Below are 21,846 nucleotides of genomic sequence, written 5' to 3'. Positions count from 1 at the left end.
TTTTTTTGTGCGCGGCCGCCCGTGGCGTCGCCCGCCCGTGGCCATCGCTGAAAATTAACTTTTGTGAAAAAGTGGCGCGTTGCTTGCCGTTTTGCCAAAAAATTCAGATATTTGCAGCTTGGAAAGGATTCAGTATGCGTAAAGTAGTTGGAATAGGGGAGACTGTGCTCGACATAATCTTCAAGAACGACCAGCCCATAGGCGCCGTTCCGGGCGGTTCAGTGTTTAACGGCGTGATATCGCTCGGCCGCTCGGGCGTCGACGCCACGTTCATCAGCGAGGCGGGCAACGACCGCGTTGGCCGCAAGATAGTGTCGTTCCTCAAGGCCAACGGCGTGAACGCCGACAACGTGAGCGTATATCCCGACAGCAAGTCGCCCATATCGCTGGCCTTCCTTGGCGACGACAACAGTGCCGAGTACATTTTCTACAAAGACCACCCCCACGACCAGCTCGACTTCGCCTACCCCGACGTGGGCCCCGACGACGTGGTGATGTTCGGCTCGTTCTATGCCGTCAACCCCGTGATACGCCCCCAGGTGGTTGCGTTCATAGAGTATGCCCGCAGCCGCGGCGCCATACTCTACTACGACGTCAACTTCCGCGCCTCGCACCGCACCGACCTCATCAAGGTGACGCCCAACATACTCGAGAACCTGGAGTATGCCGACATAGTGCGCGGCAGCACCGAAGACTTCGGCGTGATGTTCCGCAAGTCGGACCCCGACACCGTCTACCGCAGCGAGATATCCTTCTACTGCAAGCACTTCATTTGCACCCAGGGGGCAGGCCCGGTGGCCCTGAGGGGTGCCGGCGGCCTGAGCCGCGACTACCCCGTGGAGCACACCGATACGGTGAGCACCATAGGCGCCGGCGACAACTTCAACGCCGGCTTCGTCTACGGGCTGATAAAGTATGGCATCACCCGCGCCGACATCGATGCCGGCCTCAGCGACGGCCAGTGGGACAGCGTGATGCACTGCGCCCAGCTCTTTGCTGCCAACTGCTGCCGCAGCATAGGCAACTACGTTGACGAGGACTTCGGGCGGCAGATGAAGGCCGCCCTGCGGCAGGCCTGAGGAGCCCGCCCGCGGCATGGATTGATGGCGGCCGCAGGGCGGCATGCAAACGACAAGAGGATAACCATAATTCATCATTTAAACATATATGCAAGAGATAACAAACAATATTTACTACGTTGGCGTGAACGACCGCAACAAGGCCCTGTTCGAGGGGTTGTGGCCGCTGCCCAACGGCGTGTCGTACAACTCGTACCTCATAGTGGACGAGAAAGTGTGCCTTGTAGACACCGTCGAGGTAGACTTCTTCGTGCCCTTCATAGAGCGCATACGCGAGGTGATAGGCGACCGGCAGATAGACTACCTCGTAATCAACCACATGGAGCCCGACCACAGCGGGTCGATAGGGCTCATAAAGAAATACTACCCCGGCCTGAAGATTGTCGGCAACAGCAAGACGTTCGACATGATGAAAGGCTTCTACGGCATAGCCGACGGCACCCACCTGGTGAAGGAGGGCGACACACTGAGCCTGGGCAGCCGCGAGCTGCGCTTTGCCATGATACCCATGGTGCACTGGCCGGAGACCATGGTGACGTTTGACACGTCGGCGGGCGCCCTCTTCTCGGGCGACGCCTTCGGCTGCTTCGGCGCCCTGAACGGCGGGCTGGTCGACTCGCAGATCAACTGCGACGAGTTCTGGCTCGAGATGGTGCGCTACTACTCGAACATTGTGGGCAAGTATGGCACCCCCGTGCAGAACGCCCTGAAGAAACTCTCAGGGCTGCAGATAAACTACATCTGCTCGACCCACGGCCCCGTGTGGCACGAGAACATAGACCGCGTGGTGAAGCTCTACGACCGCATGAGCCGCTATGAGACCGACCCCGGCCTGGTGATATGCTACGGCACGATGTACGGCAACACCGAGCGCGCCGCCGAGGTGGTGGCCGCCGCCGCCAGCCGCGCCGGGCTGAAGGACATAGTGATGTACAACGTGTCGAAGACCCACCACTCGTACATCATACGCGACGTGTTCCGCTACCGCGGCCTCATAGTGGGCGCCCCGACATACAACGCCGGGCTGTACCACGAGATGGAGGTGCTGCTCTCCGAGCTGGCCGGCAAGGACATAAAGAACCACTGCATGGGCTGGTTTGGCAGCTACGCCTGGGCCGGCAAGGCAGTGGCCAAGATAAAGGAGTGGAACGACACGCGCCTGCACTATGAGGCCGTGGGCACGCCCGTGGAGATACGCCAGAGCCTCGACGCCGCCACCCACGCCGCCTGCGAGGCGCTGGGACGCGACATGGCCCGGAGGCTGCTCGGATAGGGGGTGTTTTCAGGAGTCTTTTTTGGGAGTTCAGGAGTACAGGAGTTCAGACAATAGCTTTTGTGTAAAATGGAGTTTTAGGGAGTTTTAGGGAGTTATAGGGAGTTATAGGGAGGTAGAAGGAGTTAGAGGGAGTTAGAGGACAATGGCATTGACTATCTCTTCCCATTTTACCCATGCCCCCAGGGGGACGTGCTTCCAAAACTATTGTCTGAACTCCAGAATTCCAGAACTCCCCAATAAGCCCCAAAGCTATTGTCTTCTAACTCCCTCTAACTCCTTCTACCTCCCTATAACTCCATTGTATACAAAAGCTATTGTCTTCTACCTCCCTGTAACTCCTTCTACCTCCCTATAACTCCATTGTATACAAAAGCTATTGTCTGAACTCCTGTACTCCTGAACTCCTGAACTCCTAAAACAAACTCCTTATTTCCCCATTCGACGCTCAGAGCGGCAGCTCCGACGCCGACGATGCCACCGTGATGTGGTTGCGCCAGCTGCCCCTGACGGCCCCGCGGGCCTCAAGGTCGTCGAGCATGGCGATGAGGCTGTCCCAGTAGCCCTTCAGGTTGTACAGGCATACAGTCTTCGAGTGGTAGCCGATTGTGGCGGCGGCCACCACGGTGAACACCTCGTCGAGCGTGCCAATGCCGCCCGGCAGGGCTATGAACACGTCGGAGCGCGCCATCATCAGCTCCTTGCGGTCGGTGAGGTCGGAGCATGGTATGTGTACATCCATGTGGGCGCTCGTGTGGCCCCGCTCCTCGACGCGCACCGGCACCACTCCCGTGACCCTCGCGCCGGCGCTGCGCGCGGCCCCAGCCACACACTCCATGAGCCCCATGTCGGTGCCGCCGAACACCAGCGAGTGGCCCCTCAGGCCAATGATGCGCCCCAACTCTTCGGCGGCACGGTAGAAGTCGGGGTCGAGCCCGGCGTTTGCCGAGCAGAAAACACAAATCTCCATAGTGCTGCAAAAGTAACAATTTTGGTCATGGCTGCAAAATAATTCAGCTTTTTTGTATAATGCTCGGTTATTTTCACTACCTTTGCAGCCGCAAGCGCCGCACGCCGTCGTCAGCAGTTGGGCTGGGGCATGGGGCGATAATACGTATTATTTTATTTTTTTTAGATTGAAGACATTTGAAGAATTGGGCGTCAGCGAAGAGATTCGCCGCGCCATCACGGAGCTGGGGTTCGAGAGCCCCATGCCCGTACAGGAAGAAGTAATCCCCTATTTGCTCGGCAACCGCAACGACGTAATCGCGCTGGCACAGACCGGCACGGGCAAGACAGCCGCCTTCGGCATACCCGTGCTGCAGCGCATAGACACACGGTGCCGCGACACCCAGGCGCTGGTGCTCAGTCCCACGCGCGAGCTTTGCCTGCAGATTGCAGACGACCTGAAAGACTTCTCCAAGTACATGGGAGGCGTCAACATCGTGCCCGTCTACGGCGGCACGTCGATAGAGAACCAGGTGCGCGCCCTGCGCCACGGCGCCCAGGTCATCGTGGCCACCCCCGGCCGCCTCATCGACCTCAAGAACCGCGGCGTGGCCAAGCTCGGCGGCGTGGGCAACGTGGTGCTCGACGAGGCCGACGAGATGCTCAACATGGGCTTCTCCGACAGCATCAACGAGATATTCGAGAGCCTGCCCGAAAACCGCAACACGCTGCTCTTCTCGGCCACTATGAGCCGCGAGGTGGAGAAGATAGCCAAGTCGTACCTGCGCGACCACAAGGAGATAGTGGTGGGCAGCCGCAACGAAGGCGCCGAGAACGTGAACCACGTCTACTACATGGTGAGCGCCAAGGACAAGTACCTGGCCCTGAAGCGCGTGGTAGACTACTACCCCCGCATATTCGCCATCATCTTCTGCCGCACGAAGCGCGAGACGCAGGAGGTGGCCGACAAGCTCATACGCGACGGCTACAACGCCGAGTCGCTGCACGGCGACCTCTCGCAGCAGCAGCGCGACCTTACGATGCAGAAGTTCCGCCAGCACCTCACCCAGCTGCTCGTGGCCACCGACGTGGCCGCCCGCGGCCTCGACGTTGACGACCTGACCCACGTCATCAACTTCGGCATGCCCGACGACATAGAGAGCTACACCCACCGCTCGGGCCGCACGGGCCGCGCCGGCAAGAAAGGCACCTCGATAGCCATAGTCCACTCGCGCGAGCGCAGCAAGATACGCGCCGTGGAGAAGCAGATAGGCAAGCAGTTTGTTGAGGGCAAGCTGCCCACGCCCCAGGAGATATGCACCAAGCAGCTCTACAAGGTGATGGACGAGATAGTGAAGGTAGACGTCAACGAGGAAGAGATAGCCCCGTTCATGGACGAGATAAACCGCCACTTCGAGTTCATCGACAAGGAAGACGTGATAAAGAAGATGGTGAGCCGCGAGTTCGGCCGCTTCCTGGCCTACTACGCCGACGCCCCCGAGATAGAGCAGTCGGCGGGCCGCGGCGAGAAGAAAGAGCGGCGCAAGGCCGAGCAGGGCTACCGCCGCCTGTTCATCAACCTGGGCAAGGCCGACGGCTTCTACCCCGGCGAGGTGATGCAGTTTGTAAACCGCAACGTTGACGGCCGCCAGGAGGTGGGCCACATAGACCTTTACGACAAGTTCTCGTACATAGAGGTGCCCGAGCGCGACGCCGCCCGCGTGATGCGCGCCCTCGACGGCACCCGCTACCGCGGGCGCGACGTGCGCTGCAACGACGCCGACGACACCCAGGCCTCACAGTCTCGCGGCGGTCGCGGCGGCCGCGGCCAGGAGCGTGGCGGGGCCTTCGCCCGCTTTGACCGCAAGCCCAAGAAGCGGCGCGCCGAGCGCGGCGGGTCAGCCGATGGCGGACGCCAGGACGACTGGCGCCAGTTTTTCCAGAACGACGGCGTGAGGCTCAAGGGCGACGAGCCCGACTTCTCAGAGGAGGGGTGGGCACGCCGCAAGCCACGCAAGAAGTGACACACGGGCACACGGAAGGGGGCCGGCGCGCCGATGGCGCGCCGGCCCCCTTTGCCTTTCGCTCCTTAATTCTTAATTCTCAACCTTTCATTCTTAATTCTTTTCACTTTCGCCTCACGGCCTGTAGACCACGGCCCGCCCGTCGTAGCTGATGCCCTCGGCCGAGATGGCAATCTGCTTGCACGACGAGTTGTTGTAGAGCTCTATCCGCGCCCGCCCGTCCTTGTCGGCCTTGACGGCGGGGTTCCAGTAGAGCGTGCGCCTGTGGTCGGCCATGGGCGGCATGAGGCTGTAGTCGGGCATCTGGAACGTCTCCACGCGGCTGTAGCCGTCGAAGTGGGTGTGGCGCAGCCCCTTGCTCTTGGCCGGGAACTCATGGTGGGAGTAGAGGAAGATGGTGACGGGGCTGTACCGCGCCAGTTCGGGCGCCTCGACATAGTTGCGCCATATTTCCTCGTCTTCAGATATGTAGACGCTCTTGTACTCGTCGAGCCAGCGGGGCATCTCCTCGGACGTCTCGGCCCTGATGTTCACAATGTCCGCCGTGCTCACCCCCCGCGTCGACGTGCCCATGTAGAACGTGTTGTTGAGCACCCACACAATGGGCCTGTTCTTGTATGACATGCCGTCGCGCGTGAGGAAGCCCCTGTACTGATCCTGGGCGCTCTCCGTCTGCATGTCTTCCATCTGGCTCACCTCCGTCTGCAGATTCCCGCCCTCGTTGACCATCGAGAGCTGCTGCTCCACGGGCAGTTCCTGTGGCTCGGCCAGCCCGTAGCCCTCGTCGCCCTGGTCTACCTCGTTGCCTCCGAAGAAGGGGTTTTTCTGTGCGAGCCACTCGAAGATGGTGGGCGTGTCATCGCCGGCGTCGTATATCTCGTCGGCGGCCCGGTCGCAGTCATACCTCACGTAAGCCTTGAACGCTCCGCGCTGCTCGTTTTCCCATCCGGCCCTCGCCTTCTCGAAGAGCCGCTTGCCCTTTACCTTCACCTCCCTTATCATGTGCACCCGGTCTTCCATCGACAGCTTCGTGGCCAGCGTGTCGAAGCCCGCCTCGGGCACCGCCAGCTGCCTGGCCTCGCCCAGCGGCACAGGCTCGGTCTCGGCTGGCCACACCGGGCGCGGTGCCGGGGCGAAGTTGCGGTCTATGCCCACCCTGTAGTTCTTGGCCTTGCCCTCGGCGTTGGTGGTGTTGAGCAGCAGTGTGTACTCGCCTTCGCAGTCGGGCAGCCTGAAGGCATACATGCCGGCCGAGTCGGTGGTGGCCTTTCCGCCCATGGCCACCCCCTGCCTGTTGTAGAGCGTGGCCGTGAGCTTCACGCCGGCCGTCTTGTTGCGCCTGCTGGCCTGGTGCAGCTGCCCGAACAGGTAGAGCCCGTCTTCCATGGGCTGCCTCCTGACAAACTCCTTGCTGCCGGCCATCTGCGCCACGTCGTAGCGCCGCCACCCCTGCACCATCATGAGCAGGTCGGCGGCCTTGCGGTGCTCCTCGTCGTCGGCCTCAAGATAGTATTGCGGGTTGCGTATGTAGCCCTTGAGCTCCGACGACAGCAGCAGCCACGTGGCGGCGTCGGCGTCGGCCCCGTTGGCGTCGGCGGCCCTGTCGCGCACGGCCAGCGAGAACGTCACCCCCGGCGTCGTCTGCGCCTCGAGCGCCAGCTTGCCGCATGGCGCGAGCGAGCCCTCGGCCCTGAAGGCGATGGTGTCTACCCCCGCCTGCGGGCTCACGAACACCATGCGTTCGGCCACTATGTCTTCGTTGCGGTCTATCAGCGCCACCTGGCTCACCCCCGGCGCCATGTCGGGGCGGAAGAAGCGCCTGCGCGCCGTTCGCTCGCCAGGCATCAGGATGTCGGCCGCGTCGACGTTGCCCCCGTTGACGAGCACCATGGCCAGCGGTTCGTCGTAGCCCTTGGAGCGCGTCACGGCCACGTTGACATAGTCGCCCTCAATGGCCCCCACCGTGAGCACGCAGCCCTCGGCCTCGGCCCCGGGCAGCTCAAACTCGTGCCACCGCCCGGCCGAGTCGGTGAGCGTTAGCGTGGCGCTGCCCTCGGCGGGCGTGTAGTCGAACACCCCTCGGCCCTCGCGCAGCGTCTCCACTGCCACGCGCCTGCCGTCGGCCATGGTGAGCGTGCCCCCGGCCTGCAGCGGTTCGCCGCCGGGCCCGGTCACGTCGAAGGCCACCCGCGAGGGCAGTCCCATGACGAGGCGCCCGCCCTCGGGGAAGAAGCGCACCCGGGCCTTGCCGTCGCCGGCCTTGGCCCTGGCCGAGGGCATTCGCTTGCGGTAGTCGTGGGCGGCCATGGTGGGCTCCGAGTAGTCGCCCTCGGCCTTTGGCGCCTCGAACACCGGCAGCACGCGCGAGAAGGCCCATGCGGCGTCCCAGTTGAGCATGTAGCGCGTGTAGGCCCTGATTTCGTAGAATCCCGAGGTGAGCAGCTTGTCGAGCTTGAACGAGCCCGAGCCTCGGCCATGGTCGAGCTTCACCTTGCGCGTGGCCACCGTCTCGCCCGTTGGGTCGAGCAGGTCGACGTAGAGCACCCGGCTCATGTCTGTGAGGGCAGGGCGGTCGGCCCTGACCACATAGGCGCTGAACCATATCGTTTCGCCCCTGAAGTAGGCCGTGTTGTCGAGGTGTAGGTAGACCTTCTCTTGCGGGAAGAGGCGGTTGAATGTAGAGATGTTGCCGACAAAGCGCTCGAGGGTGGCTTTGGCCCCCGGCCCTGCGGCCACTGTCGTAGCGGTTGCCTGCGGCTGCTGTGCCCCGGCTGTTGCACAGCAAAGCATGGCCGCCATGGCCATGCAGCATATCAGCGAAGTGTGTTTCATAATCATTGCGTATGGTTGTTAGGTTTTCGTCTTTGCCCCAGCCAAAGGCTTGGGTGCCACAAATATAGCCTTTTTTGCCGAAATGGCCAAGCCGGCGGGCAAAAAAAACATTTTCAGGAGTTAGAAGGAGTTAGAAGGAGTTAGAAGGAGGAAGAGGGAGGTAGAGGACATTTGCTGGAGGAAGAAGGAGTTAGAGGAATTACCCGCTAAAACCGCTGTCTGCCGACTCCGGGCTACAGCAAGAGGAAGCCTAACAACCGTCAGCTACCTATAACTACTTGGCTACTTGCATACACTAATATGTCCTCTAACTCCTTCTTCCTTCTTCCTTCTTCCTTCTTCTTCCTCCTTCTAACTCCTGAAAAAGCCTTAACTCCAGCAAATGTCCTCTACCTCCCTCTTCCTCCTTCTAACTCCTTCTACCTCCTGAAAATGTCTTCTACCTCCTGAAAAAGTCTTCTTCCTCCTCACATTTGGCAGCATGCGGATATTCATAAAGCTATCGCCGCGGGGCTATGGGGCGTGGCCGTTATGGTGTGGCTTTGTGCCTGTTTGTCGGAAGATGGCATGTTGCCGTCCCGTTTTTCGCATTTTTTCTGTATTTTTGCATAAAGCGTGCGGCAACCATGGCAGGGGCTGTGTTGTATGGCTGCCGCGCATTTTCTCACCGAGAGCCTTCCGCCGCCGTTCCCTGCCCGCGGCCCGAGGCCGCCCCCGGCGCCATCCCTCTTGCGGCTTGCGCCCGCGCCCCTTTGGGGCATGGGGGTCAACCCATTATCGATGCAATGAACATACTGAAAGAAAAAACTACCTTCACACGGACCGTGGCCATTCCCGGCCTGCTGGTCCTGCTGGCCCTGTCGCTGCTGTGCGCCCTGTGGCCCGACCGCACCGAGCAGGCCCTGCTCGCAGTCCAGTCGTACGTATACCGCAAGTTCAGCTGGGTGTACACCATGCTCGTATCGCTCTTCTTCATCTTCCTGCTGGTGCTGGCCTTCGGCAAGGCCGGCAACATACGCCTCGGGCCCGATAACTCAAGGCCCCAGTACAGCTTCTTCTCATGGATAGCCATGCTCTTTGCCGCCGGCATGGGCATCGGTCTCATGTATTTCGGCGTGGCCGAGCCCATGTCGCACTACGTCCATCCGTCGCTGCCCACCGTGGCCAACCCCGCCAAGGAAGCCATGCTGGCCACGTTTTTCCACTGGGGGCTGCACGCCTGGGCCATCTTCGCTCTCATGGGGCTCATACTGGCCTACTTTTCCTTCCGTTACCGCCTGCCGCTGTCGATACGCAGCGGCCTCTACCCCCTGCTGGGCGAGCGCATAAAGGGTGTGGTAGGCAACGTCGCCGACACGTTTGCCCTGGTGAGCACCTTTTTCGGCATAGCCACGTCGATGGGCTTCGGTGTGGTGCAGCTCAACGCCGGGCTGGTGCACATAGGCCTGCTGGGCCACACGAGCTTCGCCCTGCAGTGCGCAATCATAGCAGCGGTGAGCGCCGTGGCCATACTCTCGGCCGTGGCGGGCGTGAGCCGTGGCGTGAGGCGGCTCAGCGAGGCCAACCTGTGCCTGGCCGTGCTGCTCATGGCCTTCGTGCTGCTGCTCGGGCCCACCACCTTCCTGCTGAGCGCCTTCAGCGAGAGCCTGGGCTACTATGTGCAGCGCCTTGCCGGCCTGACGTTCAACACGTTTGCCTTCGAGACCGACGGCCGGGGGTGGTTTACCAGCTGGACCGTCATGTTCTGGGCGTGGTGGATAAGCTGGGCCCCGTTTGTGGGGCTGTTCATAGCCCGCATATCGAAGGGGCGCACCATACGCGAGTACATAGTGGCCGTGCTGCTCGTGCCGTCGCTCTTTGTGTTCATGTGGATGACGGTGTTCGGCGCCGGGGCCATCCACATAGACAGCCACGTGGCCGGAGGGGCCCTCTCGGCCCTGGCCGACCAGCCCGACATACTGCTCTTCAGCTTCTTCGGCCAGTTTCCCATGGCCGGGGCGCTGTGTGTGCTGGGCATAGTCATGATAGCCGTGTTCTTCGTCACGTCGGCCGACTCGGGCATTCTCGTGATGAACAGCATCTCGTCGGGCAACGCGCCCAACTCGCCCAAGTGGCAGAACGCCTTCTGGGGATTGCTGCTGGCGCTGATATCCATGGCGCTGCTATACGCCGGAGGGTTGCGTTCGCTGCAGACGATGACGCTCGTGATGGCGCTGCCCTTCGGCCTGATAATGCTGGTGCTGTGCTTCTGCCTGGTGAGGGCCCTGCACACCGACATGCTCTACCACAGCTCAAACCTGCCCTACGGCAGCCGCAACTGGGACGGCAGCCACTGGCGGGAGCGCCTGACGCAGATACTCACCTTCTCGCAGAAAACCGACATACAGCGCTTTTTCAGCCAGAAGGTGAGGCCGGCCTTCGCCGAGCTCGCCGCCGAGTTTGCTGGCCGGGGCATCGACGTGGAGGTGAACGAGGGGCGCCGCGGGGCCCTGTCGGTGGAGATTGTGATAAGGCACGAGAGGATATGGAACTTCAGGTATGGCGTGGCCGCCGAGCGGCGCAGCATATCGGAGTACCTTATCGACGAGGAGAACACGCCCGACGTGAGCACCAACAAGCAGTACATCCCGGTGACTTACTACAGCGACGGGCGTTCGGGCAACGACATTCAGTATCTGAGCCAGGAGGAGATAATTGCCGACGTGCTGCGAGAGTACGAGCGCTACATCAGTGCCGTGGCCGACGACAAGAAGGCCATGATGTATGTAGACAAGGGCGGGTATGCCATAAAGTGACGTGCCGGGATAAGCGGGCGGCCGTGGCGGACCGGGCATGGCGGACAATGGAGTTCGCCATAGAAACAAGACGGGCGGGCGATGCGATTTTTTAAAAGTTAAAATCGGATAGTTTAACAAAGTATAGCGATGAAATAGCTATTTTTGTAGATGAAGGTTTGGAAGTCCTAGGTTGCCTAGGCCTCCTAGGACTCCTAAGAAGCCTAGGCATCCTAGGAATCTTAGGCATCCTAGGAATCTTAGGAAGCCTAGGCCTCTTAGGCCTCTTAGGAGGCCTGGGAGCCTTCGTAGACAGTAATAACCACATTAAATAAACAGTTTATGAAAAAGACGTTACTATTAGTTGCCTTGGGGGCGATGGCAGCCGCAGAGCTGCACGCCCAGGCCACTGTCAGGACAACCCGCGGGATTGGGGTTGTGCAGGCCCGTGAGTATTCGCCGGAAGGAATGCTGGACAATGCCATCCCCGACAACGCCTTTGCTGGCGCCGCATTGCTGAGGGAGATCATCCTGCCCGACAACATCACGTCGATAGGGGCGGGGGCCTTCAGCGGATGCGACAGGCTCGAGAGCGTGGTGATTTACAGCCTTGACATAGCCCACGTGGGCGAGGGGGCTTTCCCCGACCGCGACGGGCTTACCATCACCGTGCAGACGGACGGGGTGAAGGCCCGCGTTGAGGGCGACAGGGGCTTCAGCCACACCAAGGTGGTGGTGCTGCACCCCACGGGAGTGGCACAGGCGGGCGCCGGCAACATAGGCTTGTCGGCAGGGCCCGGGGGCATGCTGACTGTAAGCAACGGCGGCCGTGAAAGCAGCGACGTCAGGGTCTACGACATGTCGGGACGGCTGGTGGCCGGCGGCACTGCCGTGGCCATGGGCGCATACGCAGTGAGGCTGGACGCTGGCACGTATGTGGTGACAGTGGGCGGAAAGCCGTATAAAATAACCGTAAAGCAATGAAAGGAGGACAATGATGGGCAAGGTATATTACAGAGTGCTCGTGGCCGTGGCAATGGCCATGGCGGCATTGCATGTCAGTGCACAGGAATTGATGGTGGCCACCGACCGGCCCGGTGAGCTGGAGGAGAAGGTGGGGGCCGTGGCCGACGGCATAAGCTCGTTGTCGGTGGAGGGCCTGATAGACTATTCAGACATCGATTACCTCAGGGCTCTGGCCACGGGCAAGAGCCTCGAGAGGATAAACATAAGCCAGGCTGTGGTGTCGTCGGGCAAAGCCACGGCGTTCCCGACGTTTGCCTCGTGGCCGGACACCGAGACCATCTGCCGCGGCATTGGGCAGATGCCTATGAGCGAGGTAGACTCGAGGGAGAAGCAGCTCGGCAGCAAGCGCATGCAGGACATCGAGGCTATATACGAGGGGATACTGAGCTACTACAACTCGTCGATAATGTTTTATGAGACCACCGACCCGCAGAACCCATACAGGTATTACCTGGTGGACATAGAGACAAAGGCGGTGAAGCTGGCCTCGCTGCTGTTCAGGCCGCTGACCTATGCCATCTACCCCATTGCCGACAGCTACGACTGGGGGCTTAACAAAAACTTCGAGGAACTGGCCGCCGCCAACGGATGGAAGGCGCTCGAGAGCGATGGCGACGTGTTTGTGTTCAACAAGGAAGGCATGCCCGTGCAGCTCGAGGTGACAGCCTGGAGGCACAGCGACGATAACGTTTACGCGCAGATGAAGTTTTTGCCCAAGGCCGAGGATGTGGCCTACGACCTGCAGAGCCCCGACCTGGATGCTTTTGGCGTGGCAGAGCCCGCCGCCCACATAAAGGCTTACGAAGAGGGCCTCGGCAACACGGTTGAGACCTACGGCGAGACGTCGGCCCTGGGCGAGAGCTTCGTGGTGAGGTTTGGCGACGGCACCCATGTGTCGCGAAAGTACCAGCTGGCGGAAGGCGACTACAGTCTGATGTCGATAGTGGAGGAGTTTGAGAAAGACAAGGAAGGCATACTGAGCCCCGACAACACGTCGTTCAGGAAGTTCCTGTCGGACAACGGCTTTGAAGACTCTGACAGCGAAAGCAACGTTTACTACAACAAGGCCAGGGAGATAAGGCTTGAAGTGAGGTCTGCCGACGACAACAACGGCAGGTATGCCACCATGACCTTCACCTCGACGCGCCTGTCGACGTCGGGCTACACCATGCCGCTGCTCAACTTCGAGGCCTCGGTGAGAGACGTGCTCGTATACGAGGGCAGGCGCGGCAGCAAGCGCGAGGAGGGCAGTTCGCTGGGCACTTACGTATTCACATTCACAGGCAAGTCGGAGTTTGCCCGTGCCGTCTACGAGTTTGTGGGCGACAGGCTCACAGTGGTCAGGCAGTTTGCCTCGTCGAAGGACATATTGCTCACCGGCGAGTTTGCGGCCATGTTGCGCGATGCCGGTTTTGAGCAAGTTTCTTCCGACATGTTTGCCACCGTTTACCGCGACAAGGCAGGCAAGGTTGCGCTGACTGTGTTCAACGACAGCGGGCTGATGGAGTTTAAGAAAAACAAAGACGACGGCCCGGGCACCGGCGGCGGCCAGGTGTTTGAAAAAGACGAGAACGGCTACTTCCTGCCGCTGTTGTGCTTCAACGTTGACGACCCGATGACCGCCATCAACGCCTACGAGGAGTCGGCCGGCCACAAGGTGTCGGAATGGATGGACAACATGTTCACTGTTGACAAGGCCGAGCCCAAGAGGCCGCTGGTCGACATAGTATACGTGCTGACCGACGACAAGTCGATGCTCAGAGAGGTGATTGTTGGGTGCAGCGCCGACAACTTCAGCAAGGGCGACTTTGAGCAATTCTTGGCATCAAAGGGCTTTGAGGCAATCGGCGGTGCCGACGGCATCTTTGTGGAGCAGAGGTATTACAACAAAGAGTTGAAGGTGCTCGCCCAGGTGGACATATCTATAGGCAGGAGGATAATTTTCAGCTATAACGAAGCTCCTGGAACGGGAGAGTGACTTGAGAATGGCTGGGAGGACTGGGAGAACTGGCCAATAAAATGCATGAGGGCCTGCGGGATTGTCCCGCAGGCCCTCATGCATTTTATTAGCAGGCAGCAGCCTGCTAAGCGATGAGGCTGCTGTGGCCGCGCGTCAGCGCTTCCATGTCGGGGTGGGGCTGCCGCCGGCTTTCTTCAGCCTGAGGTTGAGCTGGATGATGGCCGGCACGAGTATGCAGAGCGAGAAGCCCACGGCCATGAGCACCCGCGTCTGGCTGCCGCCGAAGATCTGTATTAGAGTGGCGTCGGGGGCGGGCAATACATTGTATAGCACATAGGCTATGGTGTTGTTGGCCCAGTGGAAGGCCACGCCCGGCACGAGGCTGTCGGTGCGGTAGTACATCCAGCCGAGCAGCAGGCCCACGAGCATGGCGTGGGGCATCTGGGCCGGGTTGCCGTGGATGATGGCGAAGATGACGGCCGAGATGGCTATGGCCACCCAGTGGTTGCGCATGCCGCGGAGCAGCGAGCGCAGTATGGCACCGCGGAACACTATCTCTTCGGCCACTGGGGCGAGCAGGCCTATGGCCAGGTAGCCCCAGCGGTCGCCCATGAGCATGGAGAACTCGTCGAGCAGGTAGTTGGGCAGCTCGGGCATTTGCTCCTGGAGCCATGTGGACGGAATTACGGCGCCGACGGAGGCCACCACGCACCACGCCAGTGCCGTCCAGGGGCGGGAGCGCACGTAGCTGCGGGCTACCTCGCACCACCGCGCGAGCAGGAAGATGGCTATGGTGATGGCACTGAACAGGGTCATCGACACAACGAGCATCATAGTGGTTATGTCGGGGGAGCCGGTGACCATGCGCCACACTTCGCGCACGCCTATGCTGACGCCGCACTGTATGGCTATGAAAACTATTAGGTATATCAGAGCATTCTTCATTTTTTTCTTCTTTTTTATTTTTGGGAGTTCTGGGAGGACTGGGAGGACTGGGAGGGCTGGGAGCTTTGGGAGGCTGCCAGGGCTTCGCGGGTGTGGCCTATGTCATGGCGGAGCTGTGAGGCGAGCTCGGCCGGTGTGCGGAACTTGCGCTCGTCGCGCAGCCTTTTGACGAAGGCTATGCCCATGCGGCGCCCGTAGAGGTCGGCCGAGTAGTCGAGCACGTGGGCTTCGATGGTGGTGGCGGTGCCGTCGAACGTTGGGCAGGTGCCGATGTTGAGCATTGCCGGCAACGGACGCTCCTCGCCCTCGATGGAGGCCTCTACGGCATAGACGCCCGCCGCAGGCACCAGCTTGAGGGGGTCGTCGGGCACTATGTTGGCCGTGGGGAACCCAAGCGACGTGCCAACATGACGCCCGTGGGCCACGGTGCCGCTCACGGTGTAGTGGTAGCCCAGGCAGCGGGAGGCCATGTCGACCTCGCCGGCCAGCAGCAGCGAGCGCACCACCGACGAGCTTACACGCACGCCCCCCACCTCGAGGGGCTGCCACTGCTCAACGTCGATGCCTACGGCGCGGCCGTAGCGGCGGTAGTCGTCGAAGCCTTCGGCGCGGTCGTGGCCGAAGCGGTTGTCGTAGCCTATTACCAGGTGGCGCACGTTGAGTTGCCCGAGCAGCACGTCTTCGATGAACTGCCTGGCCGGCAGCGCGGCCATGCGCGAGTCGAAATGGAGCACAAAGCACCGCGCGGCTCCCGTCTGCCCGAGCAGCGCCAGCTTCTCGGCCGGCGTGCTGAGCAGGGCGGGGCGGTAGTCGGAGTGCAGCACCTGGCGCGGGTGGTTGTCGAATGTGACCACGGCAGGCTCAAGCCCCTTGGCCCCAGCCACGTCGATGACGTGGGATATGAGGTAGCGGTGGCCCCTGTGCACACCGTCGAAGAACCCTATCGTGGCGGCGCAGGGGGGCGGCAGCGGTGTGCCGGGGGTGAGAAACGTGGTTTGCATCATGGCCTGTGCTTCAGTCGTGACACGGCGCGCATCAGCTCGCCAATGATCATCACGGGCGAGGTGCACAGTATGATCCATCCCCATGTCTCGGCCGTGAGCGGCTCGGTGCGGAACATTCTGCCGCCGTATGTCACAATGACCCACTGGCCCACGAGTATGATGAGCAGCACTATCATGAGCCCTTTGTCTTCAAAGAAACCGTGGAAGGCCGAGTGGCTCGAGCCGAGCGACTTGGCGTTGAACAGGTTCCACCACTGCAGCATGACAAACACGGTGAAGAACACCGTGAGCTGGCCTACGGTGACCTCGCCCCGGCCGTTGAACCATACCAGCATGCCGAGCAGGGCGGCGAAGAACAGTATGCCCACAGAGCAGATGGCCCACGCCATGTGGGGGTTGATGATGAAGTCGGACTGCTTGCGGGGCTTCTCGTCCATCACCTCGTGCGACGGCGGCAGCGATGCCAGCGCCATGGCGGCGAAGGTGTCCATGATGAGGTTGACCCACAGTATCTGGGTGATTGTCAGCGGCAGCTCGGTGCCGGCAATGGAGCCTCCGAGCACGAGCAGCAGCGCCGTGACGTTGACCACGAGCTGGAAGAAGATGAACCGCTGTATGTTCTTGTACAGCGAGCGGCCCCACTCGACGGCGCGCACGATGCTGCCGAAGGAGTCGTCGATGAGAGTCATGTCGCTGGCGTTCTTGGCCACGCTCGTGCCCGAGCCGAGCGACAGGCCCACGTGGGCGTGGTTGAGCGCCGGGGCGTCGTTGGTGCCGTCGCCCGTTACAGCCACCACCTCGCCGCGCTTCTGCAGCAGGTTGACCAGCCGTTGCTTGTCGGTAGGCCTGGCCCGGCTCATCACCCGCAGCACATGGGCGCGCTCGTAGGCCTCGTCGTCGCCCAGGGCCTCAAACTCGGGGCCCGTTATCTGCGCCTCGGCCGGCGTGGCGTCGTCCCACGCGCCTATCTGGCGCGCAATCTCGATGGCCGTGGCCGACGTGTCGCCGGTGACAATCTTCACGTCTATTCCGGCCTTGCGGCACTGGCGCACGGCGTCGGGCACCTCGGTGCGCAGCGGGTCGCTGATGGCAGCCACGCCCTGCAGCGCCAGGTGGGCGTCTGCCGGCGAGAGCTCTACCTTGTCGACAGAGGCGCCAAGGGGCTTGCAGGCGAAGGCCAGCGTGCGCATGGCCTTGTTCTGGTAGCCCAGCAGCCGCTCGCGGAGGGCGGCGCGGTCGGCCTCGCCCATGTCGCAGTAGCGGGCCACAATCTCGGGGGCACCCTTCATGAACAGGTAGCGGCGGCCCTGCACCTCGGCGATGGTGGCCATATACTTGCGCTCGGTAGAGAACGGCAGCTGCCACACCACGCCGTTTTCAGAGCGCAGCCGGCGGTAGTCGTGGCCCTCGCGGTGCATCCACAGCAGCAGAGCGCCCTCCGTGGGGTTGCCTATGGGCTTGTCGCCGTCGAGCTCGGCCGTCGAGTTGGCGGCGATGGCAGCGCGCAGCAGGCCGGCGTCGGCACCCTCGGCCCACATCTCCTGCACCTGCATCTTGTTCTGCGTGAGCGTGCCCGTCTTGTCGGTGCAAATCACGGTCACGGCCCCCATCGTCTCGCAGGCATGCAGCTTGCGCACCAGGTTGTTGCTCTTGAGCATGCGCCTCATGTTTAGCGCCAGGGCCAGCGTGACGGCCATGGGCAGGCCCTCGGGCACGGCCATGACAATGAGCGTTACAGACACCATGAAATAGCGCAGCACGGTCTCGGCCATGCGCAGGTAGTCGTCGGTGTGCCACAGGCTGTTGGTCATGATGTCGTGGCCCAGGAATATTACAAAGGCAGCCACGGCCACGCCCGTGCCCACCTTGCTGATGAGCTTGGCCAGCCGGTCGAGCTGCATGTTAAGCGGCGTCTTCACCGACGTCATCTCCGTCGACTTGCGGGCCACCTTGCCAATCTCCGTGGCGTCGCCAACGGCCGTGACCACCATGCGCCCGCTGCCGTTCATCACCATCGTTGAGCGCAGGGCCATGTTGGAAGGGTAGGTGGCGCCGTCGTTGCGCACGTCGGTAAACTTCGAGATGATGGGCTCGCCCGTCAGCGCCGACTCGTCAATCTGAAGGTCGGTGGCCTCGAACAGGGTGCCGTCGGCCGGCACCTCGTCGCCCACGCCGAGCAACACCACGTCGCCCACCACAACCTCGCGACGGCCAACCTCCTGCACCTTGCCGTCGCGCAACACCTTCACCGGCGACTCCTCGCCGATGGCCGTGAGCACGTCGAACTTCTTGGCGGCGTCGCGCTCAAAGTAAAAGCCGATGGTGGTGGCCAGGAAGATGGCCAGGAAGATGCCTATCACCTCTACAAACTCGTTCTCGATGATGGCCAGGGCCAGCGACACGGCCGCGGCCACGAGCAGCACCTTGATGATGGGGTCGTTGTATTTCTCCAGGTAGAGCTTCCACAGCGGTGTGCGCTTGGGAGGCGTGAGAACGTTCTCACCATGCGCGCGGCGGCTCTCCTCGGCCTGTGCCGACGATAGCCCGCGCCTGACGTTTTCCGTGATACTTTCTTTTTCCATTTATTGATATTGAGTGTTTGGTTTCTTTTTTCTTATCATGCGGCGGCCACGCCCGCAACGGCCGCGCCCGACAGCGCCGCAACCCGGCGGCAACCGCCGCCGACAGGCATAGGCATCAATCGTACATGCCCGCCGCAACGTTCCTGCATGCCCGCCGCGGCGCTTTGTCGGCCCGGCCGACAAGGCCGCCGCCGGCCCGCAAACGGCCAAATGATGGGCAAAGTTAGTTAAAAAAGGCCATACACCTAATATAAAGGCATCATATTTTAAAACTTTTTGCAAAAAACATTTGGTTATTTGATTTATTAAGTGTACCTTTGCATCCGAAATCAGAGCTAATCTGTTTCACCGGGCTTTTAGCTCAGTTGGTTAGAGCAACAGACTCATAATCTGGAGGTCCCAGGTTCAAGCCCTGGATGGCCCACCGAAAAGGAAGTGCTAATTACTTGAAGTTCAGGTAGTTGGCACTTTTTCTTTTGTTTCGGTTGATGTTTCGTCCGCTCAAAATATCAGCGTTTTATATGCCATTTGTGTTGTTTGTTGACTAATTGTTGACTAATTAAAATGCGTGTAACATGCTGACAATCAAGGCAGAAATTAAGAGTGGAGAGCAGAAGGTTGACGGAACGTACAATGTAAAGTTGAGATTTACGTTGGACAGGAAGGTGAAAAGACTGTCTACAAGTCTGTTCGTAAAGCCCGAGGAACTGACAAAGACGGGTGATTTCAGGAAAGGTACTGCGGTTTACAAAGAGATTGGGAAACTTGTAGCGGCTTATCAGGAAAAGTGTAACGTCATGCAAATAGACCTTAACCGTTACTCGTTGGATGACATTTTCGAGAGGTTGAGGTTTGAAGAGCGGAAAGAACAGGATATTGACTTCATCGCCTTCTCACGTAAATGGATTGAAAACACGGCAATCAAGGGCGTCAAGAATTATGCTACGGTGATTAACTCGCTTGTTTCGTTCATGCAAAGGGATTACCTGCCAATATCGGAAATCAACCATGCATTCCTGAAAAAGTATTCCGATTATCTTAACCAACGAAGGAACGAGAGAATAGCACGGATGAGAACCACAGGCAAACGCATTCCGTCAAACAGGATGATGTCGCTTTATCTCGGTAGCATAAGGCATTTATACAAGGAAGCGCAGAATGCTTATAACGACTATGATAGCGGCTTTATCCTGATACCCGGTTCACCCTTTGATAATTTCAAAATTCCTAAACAAGAAGCTACAAGGAAACGGGCATTGGACCGGAACATGATAAAAAGCATTTGGAAACTGCCATATAAAAACAAGGTGAAAGGTTATAAAAGCACCTGCCGTTATGATTTGGCAAAGGATTGTTTCATCATGTCTTTCTGTCTTATGGGCATGAACTCCGTCGACCTGTACAATGCCACTGAATTTAAGGATGGCAGGATAATCTACAACCGCACCAAGACAAAGGACCGCCGATTGGACAGTGCAAGGATGGAAGTCATTGTCCCCAAGCTGATATTGCCACTGATGGAGAAATACAAGGACAAGACAGGCCAGCGACTTTTCAACTTCCACCATTACTACGCCGACCATAAGGCATTCAACAAGGCAATCAACTACGGCCTGAAGGAAATCGGCTCACAACTCGGTATAGACGACTTGGAATATTACGCTGCGAGGCATTCATGGGCGACAATAGCCTTGAACAAAGTCGGCATTGATAAGTACACAGTCCATGCAGCCCTCAACCACGTAGATGAATCGATGAGGGTGACAGACATTTACATTGAGCGCGACTTCGTTAACGAGAACAAGGCCAACGCAAAGGTCGTAAAATATGTGTTCGGAAGGTAGTCTCTATCTTATATGTTTATTGTGTTTATTATAGGAAAGAGCCATGTCCAATCCTTACTTCTTCATTGCAATGGTATGGCTCTTCCTTTACTCATTTCAGTCTACAGCATTCTCAATCTCGGCCAAATTCTTCAATATTCGTGACACCTGAGTTTCATGTTTTAGCCTTTCTATGCCTTGATCATGATACTTCTTGACAATTTCCTTCAACGTCATTCCCGCGCTTCTATCCTTTGACATTTCAACGGCAACATCATACGTAACGATACTTACCATCCTGACACCTATATCGCCCGATTTACATGAATTGTCAGTTTTCTTTACAGGCCTTTTCTTTCGTGGAAGGACATTGCATTCGTCGTCAAACCTGAGAAATTCAACATGCAGGAACGGCTTTTCTTCTTTACCCAAGACGGCGACCTTGTCAGTGGTGCAATCATGTCGTGAGCATATAACCTTGAAGAGAACCTCGTTTCCTGTTCTTGAAGGAGAAATGGCCGTTATGCTATCCATACCTGTCGTAAGACTGTCCGCAACGGCAAAATCCTTAAGCGTTATGGGGGTGTATGGCTGCCTGTCGTTACCCAAGTGGCAGACAAGAATGAATGTTACCACAAAACCGTTTTGCTTGGCTTTATTTTGCAAGTTCTTTATGCCGTCAAATAATTTTCTTGCCGTAACCGGTTGGGTCATATTGGTATTTAACCTTGTGACATTATCAAGGATTACCGTCATGTCTTCAGCCTCATTGCCTATGACGGAGCCTACGTCCTTGAGCCATGTATTAACGGTAAACGCATTGTTTTTACACCGCTTTACACCGGGAAATTTATGCCCACACCTGCCGTTACGGTCCTTCAGTGCATCCTCCTCCATTTCGAGGTCATATATAAACACTTTTTGTCCCGCTTGACCACTTGACGTACATTTTTTACCTTCAACCCAGCTGCTGCAAGCCTTGCCACTGGAAATACCCTCGGCTATGGTAGTCACGACAATCGTCTTGCCTGAGCTTTTCGGACCGCCAATCAGGTGTATGCCGCCTTTCTTGATGAAGTTGCCGAACAGCATTTCCGAATGTCCTCCTTCATGTTTGTACACGGCATCGTCAAAGTTTTCCCATTGGGCAGGCGTATATTCTTCCAGGTCACATCCGGCATCATTATTCTTAAGTTTTTTCTCTGTATTTGGCACGGTTCCTTTTTTAGCCTGTATTTCATCCATCCTGTTTTTGTGGTCAGCTTCCTGTTCGGTCATTCTGTTTTCATGTTCAAGCCGTTTAACATCTTTTTCCCCACTTGTGCGGATGAGCATTAACACGTAGTCAACACCTAATAATAAGAGTAAGCATGTTCCAATTACAGCAGCTCCCTTTTTACTGAACAACTTGCCTATGTCCATTTTGTCAACTACTACTGGTGCTATATCTGTGATGAGTTTTTCTGTCATAATTTTAATTTTTAAAAACAGCCACAAATATATAAAAAGATTTTATACGAAACACATTTTTCAGGAAATTAAAAAATGAGAAAACAAGATTTGTATTAAATCCATA

The 21,846-nt window shown here is 58.7% G+C and carries 13 protein-coding genes and 1 tRNA gene; 8 read left to right on the top strand and 6 right to left on the bottom strand.

All coding sequences use genetic code 11. The annotated features are described in order from the left end of the window. The first annotated feature begins 134 nt into the window (after positions 1 to 134). Positions 135 to 1,079 (top strand): carbohydrate kinase family protein, encoded by a 945-nt coding sequence (locus tag H6B30_RS00370; protein ID WP_205106777.1) that lies wholly within the window; start codon positions 135 to 137, stop codon positions 1,077 to 1,079. Positions 1,080 to 1,167: 88 nt separating this feature from the next. Then, entirely contained in the window at positions 1,168 to 2,352 is a 1,185-nt protein-coding gene (locus tag H6B30_RS00365; RefSeq protein ID WP_205106775.1) for an FprA family A-type flavoprotein, read from the top strand. A gap of 448 nt (positions 2,353 to 2,800) precedes the next feature. Here H6B30_RS00365 and H6B30_RS00360 read toward each other — a convergent pair whose 3' ends face one another. Then, entirely contained in the window at positions 2,801 to 3,322 is a 522-nt protein-coding gene (locus tag H6B30_RS00360) for an LOG family protein (RefSeq protein WP_205106773.1), read from the bottom strand. 166 nt (positions 3,323 to 3,488) lie between these two features. Between H6B30_RS00360 and H6B30_RS00355 the strand changes: the two genes are divergently transcribed. Beyond that, positions 3,489 to 5,324: a DEAD/DEAH box helicase gene (locus H6B30_RS00355; protein WP_205106771.1), complete on the top strand. Its 1,836-nt coding sequence runs from the start codon at positions 3,489 to 3,491 to the stop codon at positions 5,322 to 5,324. Positions 5,325 to 5,438: 114 nt separating this feature from the next. Here the strand turns inward: H6B30_RS00355 and H6B30_RS00350 are convergent, their stop codons facing one another. Then, the gene (locus H6B30_RS00350; protein ID WP_205106769.1) at positions 5,439 to 8,162 is read right to left on the bottom strand and encodes a hypothetical protein; all 2,724 of its coding nucleotides are present in this window, start codon (positions 8,160 to 8,162) and stop codon (positions 5,439 to 5,441) included. Between the two features lie 779 nt (positions 8,163 to 8,941). Between H6B30_RS00350 and H6B30_RS00345 the strand changes: the two genes are divergently transcribed. The 3 genes from H6B30_RS00345 (at position 8,942) to H6B30_RS00335 (ending at position 13,934) form a co-directional block, all read left to right on the top strand. Continuing rightward, complete coding sequence (locus H6B30_RS00345; protein WP_205106768.1) at positions 8,942 to 10,951, top strand: BCCT family transporter; 2,010 nt, start codon at positions 8,942 to 8,944, stop codon at positions 10,949 to 10,951. A 321-nt stretch (positions 10,952 to 11,272) separates the two neighbouring features. Continuing rightward, positions 11,273 to 11,914 (top strand): leucine-rich repeat protein, encoded by a 642-nt coding sequence (locus tag H6B30_RS00340; RefSeq protein ID WP_205106766.1) that lies wholly within the window; start codon positions 11,273 to 11,275, stop codon positions 11,912 to 11,914. A gap of 10 nt (positions 11,915 to 11,924) precedes the next feature. Continuing rightward, complete coding sequence (locus tag H6B30_RS00335) at positions 11,925 to 13,934, top strand: hypothetical protein (RefSeq protein WP_205106764.1); 2,010 nt, start codon at positions 11,925 to 11,927, stop codon at positions 13,932 to 13,934. Positions 13,935 to 14,069: 135 nt separating this feature from the next. Here the strand turns inward: H6B30_RS00335 and H6B30_RS00330 are convergent, their stop codons facing one another. From H6B30_RS00330 to H6B30_RS00320, 3 genes are read right to left on the bottom strand one after another with little or no spacing between them, the layout of a single operon-like run. Continuing rightward, entirely contained in the window at positions 14,070 to 14,861 is a 792-nt protein-coding gene (locus tag H6B30_RS00330) for a CPBP family intramembrane glutamic endopeptidase (RefSeq protein ID WP_205106762.1), read from the bottom strand. 14 nt (positions 14,862 to 14,875) lie between these two features. Further along, positions 14,876 to 15,865 carry a riboflavin biosynthesis protein RibF gene (gene ribF, locus H6B30_RS00325; protein WP_239483421.1) on the bottom strand — a complete coding sequence of 330 codons (990 nt, stop codon included), beginning with the start codon at positions 15,863 to 15,865 and terminating at the stop codon, positions 14,876 to 14,878. Beyond that, positions 15,862 to 18,447 carry a calcium-translocating P-type ATPase, PMCA-type gene (locus H6B30_RS00320; RefSeq protein WP_205106760.1) on the bottom strand — a complete coding sequence of 862 codons (2,586 nt, stop codon included), beginning with the start codon at positions 18,445 to 18,447 and terminating at the stop codon, positions 15,862 to 15,864. Before H6B30_RS00320 ends, ribF begins: the two co-directional genes overlap by 4 nt. 350 nt (positions 18,448 to 18,797) lie before the next feature. Between H6B30_RS00320 and H6B30_RS00315 the strand changes: the two genes are divergently transcribed. After that, positions 18,798 to 18,871: transfer RNA gene (locus H6B30_RS00315), tRNA-Ile, on the top strand. Positions 18,872 to 19,022: 151 nt separating this feature from the next. Continuing rightward, positions 19,023 to 20,291: a phage integrase SAM-like domain-containing protein gene (locus H6B30_RS00310; RefSeq protein WP_205106758.1), complete on the top strand. Its 1,269-nt coding sequence runs from the start codon at positions 19,023 to 19,025 to the stop codon at positions 20,289 to 20,291. A gap of 96 nt (positions 20,292 to 20,387) precedes the next feature. Here H6B30_RS00310 and H6B30_RS00305 read toward each other — a convergent pair whose 3' ends face one another. Then, entirely contained in the window at positions 20,388 to 21,740 is a 1,353-nt protein-coding gene (locus H6B30_RS00305) for an AAA family ATPase (protein WP_205106756.1), read from the bottom strand. Positions 21,741 to 21,846 lie beyond the last annotated feature (106 nt).

The sequence above is a fragment of the Marseilla massiliensis genome (genome assembly GCF_016899955.1).
Taxonomy (GTDB): Bacteria; Bacteroidota; Bacteroidia; order Bacteroidales; family Bacteroidaceae; genus Prevotella; species Prevotella intestinigallinarum.
The sequence above is the reverse complement of the archived record's forward strand: the minus strand, read 5'-3'. Positions and strand labels throughout refer to the sequence as shown.

Coding starts and splice junctions, on each gene's coding strand:
- H6B30_RS00370 (WP_205106777.1), top strand. CDS start 135: ATGCGTAAAGTAGTTGGAATAGGGGAGACTGTGCTCGACATAATCTTC.
- H6B30_RS00365 (WP_205106775.1), top strand. CDS start 1,168: ATGCAAGAGATAACAAACAATATTTACTACGTTGGCGTGAACGACCGC.
- H6B30_RS00360 (WP_205106773.1), bottom strand. CDS start 3,322: ATGGAGATTTGTGTTTTCTGCTCGGCAAACGCCGGGCTCGACCCCGAC.
- H6B30_RS00350 (WP_205106769.1), bottom strand. CDS start 8,162: ATGATTATGAAACACACTTCGCTGATATGCTGCATGGCCATGGCGGCC.
- H6B30_RS00345 (WP_205106768.1), top strand. CDS start 8,942: ATGAACATACTGAAAGAAAAAACTACCTTCACACGGACCGTGGCCATT.
- H6B30_RS00340 (WP_205106766.1), top strand. CDS start 11,273: ATGAAAAAGACGTTACTATTAGTTGCCTTGGGGGCGATGGCAGCCGCA.
- H6B30_RS00335 (WP_205106764.1), top strand. CDS start 11,925: ATGATGGGCAAGGTATATTACAGAGTGCTCGTGGCCGTGGCAATGGCC.
- H6B30_RS00330 (WP_205106762.1), bottom strand. CDS start 14,861: ATGAAGAATGCTCTGATATACCTAATAGTTTTCATAGCCATACAGTGC.
- ribF (WP_239483421.1), bottom strand. CDS start 15,865: ATGATGCAAACCACGTTTCTCACCCCCGGCACACCGCTGCCGCCCCCC.
- H6B30_RS00320 (WP_205106760.1), bottom strand. CDS start 18,447: ATGGAAAAAGAAAGTATCACGGAAAACGTCAGGCGCGGGCTATCGTCG.
- H6B30_RS00310 (WP_205106758.1), top strand. CDS start 19,023: ATGCTGACAATCAAGGCAGAAATTAAGAGTGGAGAGCAGAAGGTTGAC.
- H6B30_RS00305 (WP_205106756.1), bottom strand. CDS start 21,740: ATGACAGAAAAACTCATCACAGATATAGCACCAGTAGTAGTTGACAAA.